This is a genomic window from Paenibacillus polysaccharolyticus, from assembly GCF_900102085.1.
GTDB classification, from domain to species: Bacteria; Bacillota; Bacilli; order Paenibacillales; family Paenibacillaceae; genus Paenibacillus; species Paenibacillus polysaccharolyticus.
Genome location: NZ_FMVM01000007.1, coordinates 67,728 through 84,524, shown reverse-complemented (window position 1 = coordinate 84,524; position 16,797 = coordinate 67,728). Strand labels below are relative to the sequence as shown.

The following is a 16,797-nucleotide window of genomic DNA, read 5'->3' as shown; positions in this document are numbered from 1 at the left end:
TTATCTACACTCCTATTAGTTCTTTATCCTTTAATCAGTGCTGATACTTATGCTCATACTTATGCAGTGCTCTGACTACATTTCCTTCAATCAGTTCACTCAACTTGTCGATGATGTGTTTGGGTGGTTCTTTCATGTCATTCCGCATCCATTGGATAATGAGACCCGTGAAAGCCAGTGTATAGAAATTAGCAATAAATTCTTTATCCTCTCCGCGAACCTTGACTCCGCAAGCAAGCTCATCAATGACACCCATAATCAGATCATGCGTCACTTGATAGAGATAACCATCCAGATGAGAACGCCCAAGGGATTCAAGGGTATTACAGCAAAAGGCCTTATTATTTTCGATGTAACAGAAAATTTTGTAGAACCCTTCTGTCCACGTATCATAACTGCGGTATTCATGGATACTTTCTACCGCTTCCGTTTCGTAAATCCACCCAAGCAGGGCGTAGATATCCTGAAAATGATAATAAAACGTTTGCCGGTTTACACCGCAGCCATCCACCAGATGCTTCACTGTAATTTTATTGAGCGGCGTGTGTTCCATCAGGCATTTAAGCGAATGAGCCAGCGCGGTTTTGGTCAAATGGGAAGCAGACATTACCGTTCACCTCATCATTCAGAATCATTCAGATTGTGGTCATCATACGACTTGAGTGTACTACTGAAAACGTACATAAGAAGGCTATCACATTTTACCTAAATATGGTATTGCAATGATCACTGCAAAATACAGAAAATAAAAAAACGATGACCGTTTAGGCCATCGTTTTTACGTTATTACATTATTGAAACGAGAATAACAGCGATCGAAAGAACGGTTCGCCACCGGAACGCCTCCACAAGCGCGCCCTGTGTTATTTTGCTCATCCCCGAAAAAGCTAGATTACGTTTTTAAAACGACTTATAGGAACGCGCATAACGTAGTGGAGGGGGCGAAATCGATTCTGAAGAAGCGAACCACCTCTCTTATACATTATCCTCTATAGGGGTTAAATAAAAATTTACACGTTAAACGGAGTGGGGAGAAAAAAGCTGTAGAAGCGAAGCGCTCGCCTTTATTACCGGATTTCTCCCTTTAGAAAAGGGATCAAAGAAATCTGGGAATAACAGCGATCGAAAGCTTATTCTCCCTGCGCAGTGACCTCCGTGTAAGCGTGTTTTTTAACGATTATAAGCTTTTAATAAACTCCACGACCGTCAGCAACCCTTTATCAAAGTTCTCCAGGTTAAAGTGCTCGTTTGGTGCATGCAGATTTTCGTCTGGCAGACCAAAGCCCATCATCACGGCAGGCACGCCAAGCACGCGGGAAAGCTTCTCGACGATTGGAATGGAGCCGCCATCTTTGGTGAAGAGAGCACGCACGCCATATACTTTTTCGTAAGCGTCTGCGGCTTTTTGCAGGATAGGATCGGTCGGATCGGTATTGAAAGCAAAAGCCTTCTCGATCTGTTTGATCTGCAATGTCGCCCCTGGTTGTACATGAGCACGCAGGTGAGCTTCAATCGAATCAAGCACATGTTGCGGATCTTGGTCAGCGACAAGACGGCAAGTGATTTTAGCGTGAGCTTCTTTTGGAATAACGGTTTTACTGCCTTCGCCCTGGAAACCGCCCCATACGCCGTTCAATTCGAGGGTTGGGCGCGCCCCGACACGTTCCACAAAGGAATACCCTTCTTCGCCATACAATTGCTCCAGTCCGAGATCTTGACGAAGCTGTTCTTCATTGAAGCCTTGCTTCACGAATTCTTCTCTCATCTCAGGAGACAACGGTAGAACGCCGTCATAGAATCCATCCACGCTCACGCGGCCTTGCTCATCGTGCAAAGATGCCAGCAGGGAGACGAGGGCATGAAGCGCATTCGGTACACCGCCACCGAAGGAACCGGAGTGCAGGTCGGTATTGGCGGTGAACAGATCCACATGCATCGAGCACAGGCCGCGCAGGCCCGTGGAGATGGCAGGTTTTCCTTTTTCCAAAAGAGATGTATCCGAGATTAACACCATGTCTGCTCTCAGTTTGTCCGTATTATCGTTGAGATAGATTGGCAGGTTCGGGCTGGAGATTTCCTCTTCGCCTTCGATGCAGAATTTCACGTTGATCGGCAACTCTTTATTTTCGGCAATCAGTGCTTCAACGGCTTTGATATGTATAAAAATTTGTCCTTTATCATCCGTTGCACCCCGAGCATACAGCTTCCCGTCACGAATAGTTGGTTCGAAAGGTGGTGTCTCCCACAGATTTAGCGGATCAACAGGTTGTACATCATAGTGTCCATAGATCAGGGCTGTTGGTTTGCCCGGTGCGTGCAGGTGGTCTGCATAAACAATGGGATGACCAGCTGTTTGGATAATCTCGACATTTTCCATACCCGCACGTGTAAGTGCATCCGCTGCCCATTGTGCCGCACGTTGAATGTCTTCTTTATGCTCAGAAATGGCGGAAATACTCGGAATGGATAACCACTCGTTCAGTTCTGCCAGATGTTTGTCCCGGTTTTGCTCAAAATATGCTTGTTCGTTCATTGAAAAAGGCCTCCTTCAAATCTGCTTTCAATCTATTGTAATCCATTTTGCCATGTTAATAAAACATTGGTTAAAAAAATGCTTCCTAATGCTGGATTCCCATATTGATAGTTCTTTTTACTTATGTATTAATAAAAGAGTAAGAACATTACTTTTATATGGAGGAATAGTGTTGAAGAAAAGACCAGCATATCAGAGATTCACTACAATTCTGGGCATTTCATTCTTGGTACTCATTGCGTCAGTACTTATGATACCGAGGGTTGCGCTAGCAGCAAACGAGCCAGTTTATCATGAGTGGGACAAGGCGCAGGAACATGTGGGATTGAGCCATCTGTGGTTCACTGACCGAGCAGATAATGGACTCATCCCGGTTCGTCAAAACTGGCAGTGGGGATTCATCAATTACGAAGGGAAATTTGTTATTAAGCCACAGTTTCAATTAGCAAGAGATGCGTTCAACCAGGGTGTAGCAGTCGTAAATAGAAATCAGTTAATAAATAATAAAGGTAAAGTGATATTTCAGGACAAAAGCATTGAATATATTGGTTGGTTTGATTATGGGCTCGCCATCGCTAAGAAAAATGGGAAGATTGGTTACATGAATACGAAAGGCAAATTTGTTATTTCTCCTACATATGAAGAGGGAACAAGCTTTTACAATCAAGTCGCAATGGTGAAAAAGAATGGTAAGTGGGCATTAATCAATACCAAAGGGAAATTACTAACGACATTTAACATCGAAGAGATGGATTATAGAATAGATTATCGTAAATCCGGGGTATTTCCTGTAAAGATCGATGGGTTGTGGGGAAGTATGAATTATAAGGGGCAGCTCGTGGTACCTGCAGAGTTCAAAAACAAACTTGAATTTACAGGTAATACGTTAGATTGGGGGCTCCGCCGCGATAACCATAGCGCTATTGTTAGGCAAGATGGCTTAATTGTTTCGTTCAATGAATATTATTCCAAGTTAGGCGAGCCACAGAGTGGACTTTGGAAAATAAAGCAAAATGGCGAAGGCATCGTGGATGTATCCGGGCGTATGATTGTAGAACCTCAAAGTGAACAAAAGGTTATTCTTTCAGAAGATGGAAGTTACGCGGTAAGAGATATGAAAGATGAAAGTTCCGGATGGGCTTTTTATAAAAAGGATCAAACCCTACTATTTAAGTCCAGTTATACAGATATGCAGGCTTTTTCAGAAGATCTGGCGGCTGTGAAAGTTAATCAAAAATGGGGATATGTTTCAAAGAATGGAGACATTAAAATACCCGCTCAGTACGAAGAGGCCAATCTGTTTCAAGCGGGAAGTGCTGTCATTCGTAAGAATGGTAAGTATGGATTGATCGGAACTCGTGGTGAATCCATACTAGCTGCGAAATACGATGAAATGATTCCACTTATTGAGCGAACGAATTACATGAATAACCAGATTGAGAAATTGACAACAAAAAATCCACTATACCGAGTAAAGTTAAATAAAAGCTATGGGATTGTGGATAGTCGAGGGAACATCGTGATGGATGTGAAATACGAGATTATGGATCTTGATCGTACCGACTATTATCACGACATTGATCCGATCGCAACAGTTCAATATGCATTAAAAGCCAAGGATGGTTCAATCTCGGCATCAATCAATATTAAAACGGGCAAACGGATATTTCCAGCCTATTCCATGGTAAACTACCTTGGTGACGGAATGTATAGCGGGGTGCCTGTAGGGAAGAAGAGTCATTATGTTATTTTCGATGCAAAAGGAAAAGAAGTATTTCGCTCAGGTTTTGAAGGTTAAATACCTTTCGGTACATCAGTGTTTGGGATAATGAGCCGTAGTATAGTTACCATGTCATTGGCGTTCATACGATTCGTTGTATGGGAGCCAGGATAAGGTGCCTCAACAGAGGCACCTTTTTAGGTTGTTTATTTTAAATATTTGAGTTCAGATATGAACACTAACTGATTTAACTATAGGTGAGTCCCAATGTACTGTCTTTTTTTTCTGTTTAAAACAACTCCAGCTGCTCAGGACCCTCTTCCTTTTCTGGCTCGGTGCGGTCGGGGAATGGTTTGATAGGCTGACCTAGCAGTTCCATCATCATCTGGGCGTTGGTTGCTGCATCTCCGGCAGAGTTATTGTTAAAAATAACAAACACATCCTCACTCTGCTCCTGCAGCTGTTCCAGATAAACTTTCCATTCCGACAACTCCTGTTCGTTGTAGCGATACAGATAACGTGTCTCACGCCAGTTTGGTGCGCCGTTTTGTTGCCAGCCGGATACGTTGCGTCCATGCATGCGGACGAGTGTCATCCGGGAATCCGTTGCGACGGGCACAATGGGAATAGAGCCTGGCCCTGCCTGTGGTTCGTCACAGACGCTATGAATCCATCCTTGTTCTTTTAGAAAATGAAGCGTGCGCTCACGCATGTTGTCCGCATACCAGCTCTGGTGACGAAATTCGATTACGCATGGAATGCCCTCCATACGGAGCTTTACTTCCCGTAGTTCATTGACGTTGTCCCGGTTGCACTCAAACCAAGGGGGATATTGAAACAAGGCAGCCTGCATCTTGCCTGCTTCGATCACAGGTTCAAGCGATTCACGAAAAGCTTTGTACATCTCGGACGTGCTGGCAAAATACGGCTTGCCCCGTAGATGTCCCGTCATTCCCTGATAGGCTTTCACGATAAATGAAAATGATTCAGGAGTCTCCGAAGCCCAGCGGGCCATCCGGTCGCGAGGTTGCACGGCGTAGAAGGAACTGTCTACCTCCACCGTGGAAAAATATTGTCCGTACAGACGCAGCTTGTCCTTCGCTTGGGTACGGTTTGGATAGAGGTCTTCCTGATCGCCCCATCCCGTAAGTCCGATACGAATCATAAGAACACCTCCTGTTGTATGTATTTAACCGATTCGTAGGAGCATGATATGTCTAACATTATATCTTGCGTTGTAGAGGCGTTCAATGAGGGTGGCAGACGATCATTTTGAGTTTGGGTTCTAGGCCGTGTCTTAAAACTCGCTGAAGTGCATCTTTTATCGTCTTTTCGCCCCCTGCTGCGTCACTTCCCCTTGACGTGCTCCGGCACGCCTGCGGAGAACTTCCTGGCTTGGAACGAAAATCCGGCAAAATCTGCTCCCTTCGGAGTTTTCAGACACGCCCTAAAGCGTTACAATAATTTGAAATGATTCAAAACGGACGCTAGTTTTAGCTTAGCGTGGGGTGTTCTGGCCAGCAAAATCTGCTCAATGCGGATAAGGATAACTTATGATACGGAGGGCGAAGATTGACATGACGGCATGGTACGAAAAGAGTTTTGGCGAAGATTATCTGCTCGTATACAAACACCGGGATGTGCATGGTGCTTATGAGGAAGTACATAAGATGATTAACTGGCTGAAGCTTCGCCCTCGTGCAGAAGTGCTCGATCTCTGCTGCGGGATGGGCAGGCATTCTCTTGCGCTTGCGGACGCTGGCTTCCAGGTGACGGGAGTAGACTTATCCGATGTGCTTCTGCGTGAAGCCAGAGAACTGGATGCCGATCATCGGGTTAGATGGTGTCATGCCGACATGCGCAAAATCCCTCTTGGCGGTGGATTCGATGCTGTAGTTAACCTGTTCACTTCGTTTGGATACTTCCCTGAGGATATTGAACAATTGAAGGTTCTGCGTGCCATTCATCGAATGTTGAGGCCTGAAGGTAGTTTCATTCTTGACTTTATCAATACAGCCTACGTGCAAAAACATCTGGTACAGCACTCTGTTCGTGAAGATGAAGGGCAACGGATTGAGGAATATCGCAGGATACGAGACGGGTTTGTGCAAAAGGAAATACATATCACGGACATCTCTGCCGGAACTGAGCCACGAATCTATAAGGAAAGTGTCAAGCTTTACTCGCGAGAGCAACTGAGTGAAATGCTGGAGGATGCAGATCTTCAGGTTGATCAGGTTCACGGGGGATACGACGAAGAGAAGTATGACGAGCAGACTTCGCCGCGCATGATCTTTGTAGGACATCGTCCTACTGACTAATTGACTCGAGAGAGGGGAAAGACCATGAAACGTACAAGAACCGAATCCTTATCTATGCCAGAGGGAATGCACCGTATTCAAATCACGATGTCTTTTCCACTTCGATGGGTAAACAGTTATATTTTAACCGAACCGGATGGCAAGGTCAGCATTATTGATCCAGGACCGCGTACAGCGGAGACGGAGCAGGAGTGGCATGAAGCGTTGGCTGGACTCGGCTTGACCTTTCAACATATTCATCAGATTGTACTGACACATCATCATCCGGATCATCTGGGATTGTCCGGCTGGATGCAGCAGATGTCGGGTGCACCCGTGTTAATGTCAGCACGCTCCCGCCAGGAGACAGATTTTATGTGGGGAACCGGGGCGAGCATTGAAGAGAGACTGCCGGAGTATTACCTTCTTCATGGCATGCCGCAACAAAAAACGGTTGAGATTAAGGAACATATGAGAACATTTATCTCACAAATTACCCCGCTCCCGGAGGTAACCATCGTTGCAGATGGTGAAACCGTGCATATGGGTGGAAAAGCATGGACCGCTGTGGAAACGGGCGGACATGCCCCGGGTCATCTCTCATTCTATGCTCCTGAATCAAGAGAGATTTTGTGCGGAGATGCCGTTTTACCCCAAATTTCGCCCAATATCAGTTTGCAACCGGGCAGTGATACAGAACCTCTACTGTCATACATGGACGGATTGCGGCGTCTGAGCACTTTTACAGTGGAACGTGCATATCCGGGTCATCGAAATCCGTTTACCCGTTTTACGGAACGAACCATCGAATTGCTCGCTCACCATGAAGAGCGTCTGGGCAAACTGACGGAACGTATGCAGGAAGGCCCTGCTCACGCATATGATATCTGCTTGCATTTGTTTGGTGATCGGCTTGGAATACATCAATTACGTTTTGCCATGAGCGAAACACTGGCGCATCTGCAGGAATTAACTCGGCGTGGTTTGGCGGGACAGGTACAACAGGCTAACGGAATCATTTATTTTCAACATTTAACTAGCTAGTAGTCATAGGTTGCATATAAACACATTTTGGCACAGATATTAATAGCTTTTTTCAAATAGTGATCTCATCCCTATCCCTAAGCAGGATTTACCTGTTTGGGGCTTTTTTTGTGAGAAAAAACAAAAAGCTTTAGGCGCGGTTAACCGTTTATTCAGCTTCCTTTAAGCCAGGGAGCCTATTATACAACTATGAACTTCGCTATGGAAAGCAGGGATAAGCGATGACAAGACGTAAACGGAACCAATGGCGGAAATGGCAAGCTTCGGCTGCGGCTACATTAACGGTGGCTGCACTCTTTCAATATGTAAGAACCTCGGATGCATTTGACGTAGCTTATGCGGCGGCGAATGGGACAGACACTGGAATAACAGCTTCCACACGGGTGGATTCACGTGACGATGTGATGGATGAATGGTCTCCAGACGGTACGGATCAGTACAATTGGGGTACAGACGGATACTCGGTTGGGTCAAATCAGGATCAGGCCAATTCGCTGCGCTCGGGCTCTGAAAGCAATCATGGCAATTACCAGTCACGCACAGGTGCATCATGAGCCGCACAGAGCAGGCTGTACGTCCCCTCCGATTTTATTTTCACGCGATGAACACGAAGGTGGAAGTGCAGTTTCTGGCAGATAGAGAACAGGCGGAACACGCCGCCTCCCTCGTCAAAAACTGGTTTGAAACACAGGAGCAGCGTTTTAGCCGTTTTGTGGCTGACAGTGAATTAAATCGTCTGAATGAGAGTCAAGGATGGATCTCTGTCTCGGCTGCGATGGATGAGGTGCTCAGCTTAGCATATGGATATATCGGACAAACGGAAGGCATCTTCCAACCCGGCATCATGAAAGCTCTTCGTTCATCGGGATATGATACAAGCTTTGAAAAGATACATCAGCGAGCATCCCAGCGGCCTTTGCTGGAGCGTCTATTACCTATATTAAAATCGGAAGCCGCTGGCATGAAGGGAGATCCATATGACTACAGTCGTCCAAGCTGGATTCAGCGGGAAGGGAGCCGGATGGTTCATCTCGACCCGGGAACGGAGCTGGATCTTGGCGGTATTGTAAAAGGCTGGGCTGTAGAACGTATCGCGGACTGGCTGCAGAAGAGAATGAACATTCCTGCGGGAATGATTAATGCAGGCGGTGATATTCAGGTATGGGGTACGACAGACCATCCTCAATGGACGCTGGAGGTAACCAGTCCGTTTCCACAGATGCAAGATGTGTCGGGGACGGTACGCCTACAACGAGGGGCTGTCGCCACATCAGGGATTACACGTAGACAGTGGCAAGACGACAAGGGTTATACAGCACATCATCTTATCGATCCACGGACGATGAAACCGGCGGACACAGACATTTTACAATGTACCGTCGTTGGTCAGCATGCTTCGCAGTGCGAAATTATAGCCAAGACTGTATCAATCTTGGGAAGTGCGGAAGCAGTGAACTGGCTTAATCGACATTATGACCGACATGATGTTCTTTGGATCACTCGAGAGGCAAACGTTTATTTTAGAGGAAATCCATCAACACTTGCTGAGTGCTGGCCTGGCTTCGACCCGGATCATCGTTTTAGCTTGATCGAATAGGAACGGGACAAGTCTCATAGATTTGGGGGAACCGGTTATGGCACAGTGGATTGTAGATTATCTGCCAACGTGGAATATCATTCGTATTAGTGGGATTGCTGCATATGTACTGCTTTTTGCTGGTGTATTTCTAGGCATTGCTCAAGGGATGCCTATCGCCAAGGGGAGACCCAAAGCTGTCATGTTTGAGTGGCATACACGAACAACCTGGCTTGCTTTTGGACTTGGCATCACTCATGCACTCACATTGGTTATTGATCACTACAGCCCGTTTACCTGGAGAGAACTGTTGATTCCTTTTACAGCGTCGGTGCACCCGATTGGCACGGGGCTGGGCACGCTAGCTTTCTACGGCTTGCTGATCGTGTTATTGTCCAGTGATCTACGCAACAAGCTGGGGCGCAAATGGTGGTTTATGTTCCACATGTTATCCTATCCGGTATTTGCCGGGTTATTGATTCATGGCATGGTAACGGGAAGTGATTCGGGTCACGTGATCATGCGTCTGATGTATGTATTTACCGGAATCAGCATTATTGGTATTACGGTATTGCGTGGTCTGATGCGAGAGCGAAAAGGACCGGAGATCACGATTGGACCCAAACGGAATGAATCAGAATCGATGAAAGATAGAAAATGGGCAGAAACCTACGGATTGGCTGTGCCTTTGAGGCAAGAGCAACTCAAATAGGTGTTGCAACATGAATTAGCCATATAAAATAAAGAAGCGGCCTGCACCGGCCGCTTTTTTGACTTGTTTTCTTCGACTACCCATCTAAAACTAAATCTTGTCGTCGCTGACTGGCTTTTCTCCGAGTGCCTCTTCCATCTCGGATTGTTTGCGGTGAGCGATCCGGCTACTCGCGGCTGAAGCGATGGCCCCGACAATATCGTCGAAGAACGTATGCACAGGTCCCAGGCTTTTGTCATTGAGACGTTCCAATACCCCAGGTTTCAGCTTGTCCACATAACCGTAATTGGTAAATCCGATACTGCCATATACATTCACAATTGAGAAGGCGAGAATTTCATCTACGCCATACAGTCCTTCATCGTTCTCAATCATCTCTTGCAAAGGAGAGATCAGTTGTCCTTGTTCTGCCAGCAGATCAAGCTGGATACCCGTCAGGACAGCGTTCTGAACCTCACGTTTTTTCAAAACCATCTCCACGTTCTCAATGCATTCTTCCATCGTCAGTCCAGGATAGTACTTTTTCTGAAGCAACATGACCAGTTCTGCGATCTCAGGGATCGTGACGCCCCGTTTGTGTAACCATTCCCTTGTTGCTTCAGCAACTTTGCGGCTATTCAGACTGTAAGGGATTTTTTCCTGCTCCGGATGTTCCATGGGCGAATCCTCCTCTGGTGTAAATATAAATTGAACGAAGAGGTTTACACGGGAACACTCCGATGACAGCAGAACCTTCCGATCGCTGTTATCCGCAGATTTTTTAATTACCTTTTATCAAGGTGAAAATCCGCTGATAAAGGCGAACGCTTCGCTTCTTCAGGTTTTTTCTGTCCTCTCCGTTAACGTGTAAAAGAATCGTTCAACTTATATATTGATGATTGCATACATCTTACTTACATACGTTATTAACCGTATCGCGTTGCTTTTATGTTGGTATCACATGAAGATTGCCAGATTAAGCAGGAGCTTGTGCAAAAAGTAGTTATTTTTTGAACGAAGGCTCGTATACATGGTAGTACAAACTGTAAAAATGATGAGGGGGAACGTGAATCATGAGAAAAATCCCATCTTTACGTAAGGCATCGGCAGCGGCTTTGCTTGGCATTCCTGTCGTATTATCTGGTTGTGGAATGTTCGGTGCTCAATCTTCAGAAGCGATTGATCCGCCGCCACGTATTCAGGAAGCCGCTATGATTCAGGCCGCTGAAGGTAATGGAAAGCTCGCAACGCTTCCGCTCACGACGGTGTATTTACAAGACCAGCAAGGGATGCTCGCTCCAGTCTCGTTAACCCTTCCATCCGGAACCGATGTAAGTAGCCCGAAGACAGCTCTGGATACTTTGGTTACAGGCGGAGCATATGCTGGAATGTTACCTGAAGGCTTCAAGGGTGTATTGCCACAGGGAACGGTAGTGCAGAATGTAACCATTCATTCGGATGACAAGCTTGCTGTTGTCGAGTTCTCGGGTAACTTTGCCAAATATGATGCCAAAGATGAGCGTAAAATGCTGGAAGCCGTAACGTGGACGCTCACAGGAACGCCTGAGGTAAACCATGTACAGATTTGGGTGGATGGCAAAAAGCTGAGTCAAATGCCTGTCAATAGTACACCCCTTCCGGAGCCGCTGAATCGTGCGGTAGGCATTAATCTGGATTTAGGTGAATCCTTCACAACAAACAGCAGTCCTGTGACGGTTTATTTTTCAGCCGCTTCTCCTGCTGGTGTGCAGTATTATGTTCCAGTTACACGGCTAGTTGCTCCAAGTGGAGACCGCGTTCAGGCCGCTTTAAACGAGTTGATCAAGGGACCAGCCAAGGATGGAGAACTGGAAGAAGTGATGACAGGTGGAACGGAATTGCAGTCGGTTAAGACGTCTGAGGATGGCACGGTAACGGTTGCGCTGAAGGATGATATGTTCACAGAAGGGGATATGGTACCTAGTGAGTTGTTGCAGTCCGTTGTCCTGACAACCGCGGAGAATACAGCCAGCAAAGATGCCAAAGTGCAGATTGAATGGAACGGGCAGAAAACGGTCAAAGGTGATGATAACCGGGATTACAGTGCGCCGGTGTCCAAGCCAGAATACATTAACGAAATCCCGATTTAACAGATAAGAGAGCCTCGAGGGTGCTTTTAACTAAACTCTTTGGTAAAATATAAAGGATGGTTGCAAGAGAGAAGAAGTTCAACATTACAGGATGCTTAAGTCGTAGGAGGCAGAAAATATGAGATCTAACGGACGAACTAGCGAACAGCTACGCCCGATGAATTTAACAATTAACACGAATAAATACGCCGAGGGCTCTGTATTGATTGAAGTCGGTGATACAAAGGTAATCTGTACGGCAACGGTGGAGGAACGTGTTCCGCCTTTTATGAAAGGACAGGGCAAAGGCTGGGTTACAGCGGAATACTCTATGCTTCCGCGTGCTACTCATACTCGAAACCAGCGTGAAGCGAATCGCGGCAAGCTGACAGGACGCACGATGGAGATTCAACGACTGATCGGCCGTGCTCTTCGTTCGGTAGTGAACTTGCAGGCACTTGGGGAGCGGACCATTACGCTGGATTGTGATGTCATTCAGGCAGATGGAGGCACACGCACAACATCCATTACCGGTTCATTTGTGGCGCTGGCGCTCGCTGTGAACAAAATTGCGCAGCAACATAAACTGCAGGTGTTCCCGATCACGGATTTCCTTGCTTCCGTGAGTGTAGGTGTTGTTGGAGAACAGCCGGTACTGGATCTGAATTATGATGAGGATTCCAAAGCTAAAGTGGACATGAATCTGGTGATGACGGGCAGCGGGAAATACGTGGAGCTTCAGGGAACAGGTGAGGAAGCACCCTTTGACCGCCGTGAATTGAACGCGATGCTGGAACTTGGCGAACAAGGAATTTTGGAAATGATCGAGCGGCAAAAAGAAGCTCTTGGGCCGATTGCGCTGAAGATTGGTTCACGTGGATTGGGTGAGGCTTAAGATGAGTCTGGACAGCCCGGTTATCATTGTTGCCACCCGCAATGCAGGAAAAGTGCGTGAATTCGCGCATGCTTTTGCTCCGCTGGGCAAAGAGGTCAAAAGCATGTTTGACTATCCGGAGCTGCCGGATGTCGTGGAAGATGGCGTTACCTTTGCCGAAAATGCATGGAAAAAAGCAAAAGCTGTTGGCGATACGCTCGGGCTTCCTGTTCTGGCAGACGATTCAGGACTTTGTGTAGATTTGCTGAACGGAGAACCGGGTGTTTATTCCGCAAGATATGCTGGTGAAGGTGCGACTGACGCCCAGAACAATGCCAAGCTACTGGATGCTCTTGCTGCGTTAAAATCAGGTGAGGATTCCCAGCAACCGTTGTTAAGTCCTGCTCAATTTGTGTGCGCACTGGTGCTTTACGATCCAGCAAGTGGAGATAAGTATGAAGCTGAGGGTTCGGCTGATGGCTGGATTACAGCTGATGCTGCAGGCGAGGGTGGCTTCGGATATGATCCCCTCTTCTATGTGCCGGAGTATGAGAAAACGATGGCAGAACTTACGTTGGAACAAAAACAAGCGATCAGTCATCGGGGTCATGCACTTCGAGCACTCGTTTCCCGCTTGCAAGCATAAAAGAAGAGGTAGGCTAAATGCTTCGCTAGTGCGCTGAATCGATTGACATTCTTGATTGCATGAAGCAAGTGGAGCATTGAATTCATCAAGGCGTTAATGGAAACAACTTTCATTCCTGTGGGATCGGATAAGGTTGTTACTCTGTTAACGTCTTTTTGATATGCGTTGTTAAGCTAATCAAGTGTGGTCCTTCCATGTACCTAGATATCATGACTGATTAAGGATTTTAGATATGGGGAACGTGTGTTCTTTTTCCTATACCGAACAGGAGGTGGTTTGCACGATTGGGAATGGCATTGGGACTGGGGTTGGAAGAAGTTGCAAGTCATGCCGGGTATGGGTTAACATTCAGATTAGTGAAAGATGATACACCTTACACGGGAGGGATTTGGCATGCAAGAAGTGAAGCTGGTTGTAAATTACGATGACTATGAAGAAGGTATTCGAATGGAGACACTTCTTCAAGATTTGGCAGCAAAACCGGAAGCGGCTACGCTGGAAAGTCTAATCATTGGAGATTGGGGACAAGCTTATGAAAATTCTCCTCAGGAATTCAAAGATACGTTAATTCAGCTTGCACCAAGTTTTCCGGCTCTAAAACAATTGTTTATCGGAGATATGGAGTCCGAAGAGTGCGAAGTTTCCTGGATTGTTCAAACGAATCTTGCGCCAATTCTGCAAGCTTTTCCGAATTTGACCTCGTTTGTGATCAAAGGCAGTAGCGGACTTGAACTTGAGCCTCTTCAGCACAGCAAGCTGGAAGAGTTAGTGATTATCTGTGGTGGTCTTCCGAAAAAAGTGTTACATTCCATTGCCTCCGCTGAACTTCCCGAATTGCGCAAGCTCGAACTGTATTTGGGTGTGGAAGACTACGGATTTGACGGTTCAATAGAGGACGTACTGCCATTGCTTGAAAAAGGACGTTTCCCTAAACTGGAGTACCTTGGTTTGAAGGACAGCGAAATACAGGATGAGATTGCCAAGGCTACTGCAGATGCATCGATCTTGGAACAGATTCAAATACTTGATTTCTCCGAAGGCACATTATCCGATGAAGGTGCAGAGGCACTGCTGGCCAGCGAACAAATCAAACAATTAAAACATTTGAACCTAAGCTATCACTTCATGACGGACGAAATGATGGAGCGCTTTAAGCAATCAGGCATGTCGGTAGATGTCAGTGACCAACAGGAAAGTGATGAGGATGACTGGCGTTTCCCGATGCTGACAGAATAAATGATGTTGCATGAAAAAGATCTGTTATTAATTAGCAATCCAGATAATCGACGAACGGCAGGGATACAAGAAGCCAGAAGACAAATGGGGATGAAACCTGCGACGGTGTTGTCTTATGAGAATCTTCTTCGAACCTGGAGACGGGGAGGCGGTCTTGCCGAACTTGTGGAATTCATCCCACCTAGTCCGCTGATTCGACTGGATGCTCCCGGGGAAGATTGGGAGGTAGAACGCGGGCTGTTACATCTCGGGGCAACAGACTACGATGTCTCGGACAGCAAAGTGCTGAGTGATCAAGTGCCGAGCTTTAAGGAATTGAAAGCCTGCGTAGAAACTGATCTGCCGTCCTCCTTGCAAAAGTTGAAACGGGAATCTTTCTCTGCCGAAGCAGCGCTCACATTAGAGCAACAATGGGGCAGAATTTACGCGCCTGCCCAATGGTTCAGAGGCTGGAAGGTTTGTCTTGACCGAATCGCCCAAGAAGCGCGTGAAGTATGGCCTGGTGTGCAATTCTGGAATGATCCTGATGAGATTGGCATGATGTTTGATAAAAGAGAATGCCAGCTTCACCTCATGCGTCAAGGAATTTCGGTGCCACCGATATTACCTTCTTCCGAGCCAATTCAGTGCTGGGAACAGTTGCGAGCAGCGATGGATGCATCACGGATGCATCGCGTTTTTATTAAGCTAGCCTGTGGCTCGGCTGCTTCTGGAGTAGTTGCATATCAAGTGAATCCGCGAACAGGTGTAGAGATTGCTGTGACAACCGTAGGTATGGAGACCAGCCAGGGTCAAACGCTCTTTTACAATGAAGGTAAACTGCAAAAGTATACACATCCTGAAGAAATTCGTACGCTGCTGGACTGGCTTTGTGCTGAAGGAGCTCAGATAGAACGGTGGATGCCCAAAGCTATGCTGGATCAACGTGTTTATGACATTCGCCAACTTGTGATGGCAGGACAGGCCGGTCATGCAGTCATGCGTCTTAGCCGTACCCCAATCACCAATCTTCATTTACGAAATGAGCGCATGCTACCGGCGGAAGCTGGTCTGCCCGACCCACATATGTCGATGATCCAGAGAGTAGCTCGTGATACGATGCTGGCTTTTCCCAATTCATGGTCGGCAGGCATTGATGTGATGCTTACCAGTGGCATGGAACCACGAGCGTACGTGCTGGACGTGAACCCGTTCGGAGACTTGTTATACCGAGTCAGACATCAAGAGTTGACCCCGTATGAATGGGAGATGAAGCTTTTGCGAAAGGAGCCTGTTAGACATGCCTGATATGAACACCATTGTAGGCTCCCATGATATATTGATGATTACACTGGATACGTTACGATATGATGTTGCCAAGCTGGAAGAACAGCATTGCCCCAATCTGTGTGGCTCCGGTTCGTGGGAGAAACGGCATACCCCGGGGAGCTTTACGTATGCTGCTCACCATGCTTTTTTTGGCGGTTTTATGCCCACACCTGCCAATACAGACAAAGCATCGCATGTAAGGTTGTTCCATTCTCGAAATACGGGACTTCAAACCCATCCTCATACTTGGTTGTTTGATACGCCGGATATCGTGTCCGGCTTTGCCGCTGAAGGGTATCGAACGATCTGTATCGGTGGCGTCATATTTTTTACGAAAAAGAATCCTCTCGCCAAAGTGTTGCCTGGTTATTTTCAGCAAAGTTATTGGCGCATGAATTTTGGGGTTACCAATCCAAGGTCAACAGAGAATCAAGTCAACCATGCCTTAAAGTTACTTGATCAGATTGGGCCAGACGAGAAGCTTTTTCTTTTCATGAACGTTTCTGCCATTCACGGCCCCAACCGATACTTCGTTGAGGGAGCCCGGGAGGACTCGGTAGATACGCAGCGAGCCGCATTGCGATATGTGGACAAGGCGTTAGGACCTTTGTTTGAAGCGATGAGAGCGCGCGAACGGCCAACGTTCTGCCTTGCTTTTTCTGACCATGGTACTGCCTATGGTGAGGATGGGTATCACGGACACCGACTGGCGCATGATGTTGTTTGGACGGTTCCATACCGTGAATTTATTTTATAAGGAG

16 protein-coding genes are annotated in these 16,797 nt (G+C 46.7%); 12 read left to right on the top strand and 4 right to left on the bottom strand.

Going from position 1 to position 16,797, the window contains the following annotated elements; translation table 11 throughout:
- Nucleotides 1-34: 34 nt before the first annotated feature.
- The gene (locus BLQ13_RS11185; protein ID WP_090919210.1) at nucleotides 35-607 is read right to left on the bottom strand and encodes a TetR-like C-terminal domain-containing protein; all 573 of its coding nucleotides are present in this window, start codon (nucleotides 605-607) and stop codon (nucleotides 35-37) included.
- A gap of 570 nt (nucleotides 608-1,177) precedes the next feature.
- Nucleotides 1,178-2,533, bottom strand: coding sequence for a dipeptidase (locus tag BLQ13_RS11180; RefSeq protein WP_090919207.1), 1,356 nt, complete (start codon nucleotides 2,531-2,533; stop codon nucleotides 1,178-1,180).
- Between the two features lie 172 nt (nucleotides 2,534-2,705).
- On the opposite strand from BLQ13_RS11180, the gene BLQ13_RS11175 reads away from it, so the two are divergent.
- A complete protein-coding gene (locus BLQ13_RS11175) occupies nucleotides 2,706-4,331 on the top strand; it encodes a WG repeat-containing protein (RefSeq protein WP_167375710.1) in 1,626 nt (541 codons plus the stop codon).
- 211 nt (nucleotides 4,332-4,542) lie between these two features.
- Here the strand turns inward: BLQ13_RS11175 and BLQ13_RS11170 are convergent, their stop codons facing one another.
- Entirely contained in the window at nucleotides 4,543-5,418 is an 876-nt protein-coding gene (locus BLQ13_RS11170) for a DUF72 domain-containing protein (RefSeq protein WP_090919202.1), read from the bottom strand.
- A gap of 412 nt (nucleotides 5,419-5,830) precedes the next feature.
- Here BLQ13_RS11170 and BLQ13_RS11165 point away from each other — a divergent pair, with 412 nt between their 5' ends.
- The 5 genes from BLQ13_RS11165 to BLQ13_RS11145 all read left to right on the top strand — a co-directional run bounded on the left by BLQ13_RS11165 (nucleotide 5,831) and on the right by BLQ13_RS11145 (nucleotide 9,885).
- Nucleotides 5,831-6,574, top strand: coding sequence for a class I SAM-dependent methyltransferase (locus BLQ13_RS11165; protein WP_090919200.1), 744 nt, complete (start codon nucleotides 5,831-5,833; stop codon nucleotides 6,572-6,574).
- A gap of 24 nt (nucleotides 6,575-6,598) precedes the next feature.
- Entirely contained in the window at nucleotides 6,599-7,597 is a 999-nt protein-coding gene (locus BLQ13_RS11160) for an MBL fold metallo-hydrolase (RefSeq protein WP_090919197.1), read from the top strand.
- A 221-nt stretch (nucleotides 7,598-7,818) separates the two neighbouring features.
- Nucleotides 7,819-8,151 carry a hypothetical protein gene (locus BLQ13_RS11155; protein WP_090919194.1) on the top strand — a complete coding sequence of 111 codons (333 nt, stop codon included), beginning with the start codon at nucleotides 7,819-7,821 and terminating at the stop codon, nucleotides 8,149-8,151.
- On the top strand, nucleotides 8,148-9,194 hold the full coding sequence (locus tag BLQ13_RS11150) for an FAD:protein FMN transferase (RefSeq protein WP_090919190.1): 1,047 nt from the start codon (nucleotides 8,148-8,150) through the stop codon (nucleotides 9,192-9,194). Before BLQ13_RS11155 ends, BLQ13_RS11150 begins: the two co-directional genes overlap by 4 nt.
- 37 nt (nucleotides 9,195-9,231) lie before the next feature.
- Nucleotides 9,232-9,885 (top strand): ferric reductase-like transmembrane domain-containing protein, encoded by a 654-nt coding sequence (locus tag BLQ13_RS11145; protein ID WP_090919187.1) that lies wholly within the window; start codon nucleotides 9,232-9,234, stop codon nucleotides 9,883-9,885.
- 90 nt (nucleotides 9,886-9,975) lie between these two features.
- Here the strand turns inward: BLQ13_RS11145 and BLQ13_RS11140 are convergent, their stop codons facing one another.
- Entirely contained in the window at nucleotides 9,976-10,542 is a 567-nt protein-coding gene (locus BLQ13_RS11140; RefSeq protein WP_090919184.1) for a phosphatidylglycerophosphatase A family protein, read from the bottom strand.
- 395 nt (nucleotides 10,543-10,937) lie between these two features.
- Between BLQ13_RS11140 and BLQ13_RS11135 the strand changes: the two genes are divergently transcribed.
- From BLQ13_RS11135 to BLQ13_RS11110, 6 genes are all read left to right on the top strand, one after another.
- Nucleotides 10,938-11,993, top strand: a complete 1,056-nt coding sequence (locus tag BLQ13_RS11135) for a GerMN domain-containing protein (RefSeq protein ID WP_090919181.1) — start codon at nucleotides 10,938-10,940, stop codon at nucleotides 11,991-11,993.
- Nucleotides 11,994-12,111: 118 nt separating this feature from the next.
- On the top strand, nucleotides 12,112-12,867 hold the full coding sequence (rph, locus tag BLQ13_RS11130; protein WP_090919178.1) for a ribonuclease PH: 756 nt from the start codon (nucleotides 12,112-12,114) through the stop codon (nucleotides 12,865-12,867).
- 1 nt (nucleotide 12,868) lies between these two features.
- Nucleotides 12,869-13,492, top strand: coding sequence for an XTP/dITP diphosphatase (locus tag BLQ13_RS11125; RefSeq protein WP_090919176.1), 624 nt, complete (start codon nucleotides 12,869-12,871; stop codon nucleotides 13,490-13,492).
- A gap of 393 nt (nucleotides 13,493-13,885) precedes the next feature.
- Nucleotides 13,886-14,728: an STM4015 family protein gene (locus BLQ13_RS11120; protein ID WP_090919173.1), complete on the top strand. Its 843-nt coding sequence runs from the start codon at nucleotides 13,886-13,888 to the stop codon at nucleotides 14,726-14,728.
- Entirely contained in the window at nucleotides 14,729-16,015 is a 1,287-nt protein-coding gene (locus BLQ13_RS11115; protein ID WP_090919171.1) for an STM4014 family protein, read from the top strand.
- Complete coding sequence (locus tag BLQ13_RS11110) at nucleotides 16,008-16,793, top strand: STM4013/SEN3800 family hydrolase (RefSeq protein ID WP_090919168.1); 786 nt, start codon at nucleotides 16,008-16,010, stop codon at nucleotides 16,791-16,793. Before BLQ13_RS11115 ends, BLQ13_RS11110 begins: the two co-directional genes overlap by 8 nt.
- Nucleotides 16,794-16,797: the final 4 nt, after the last annotated feature.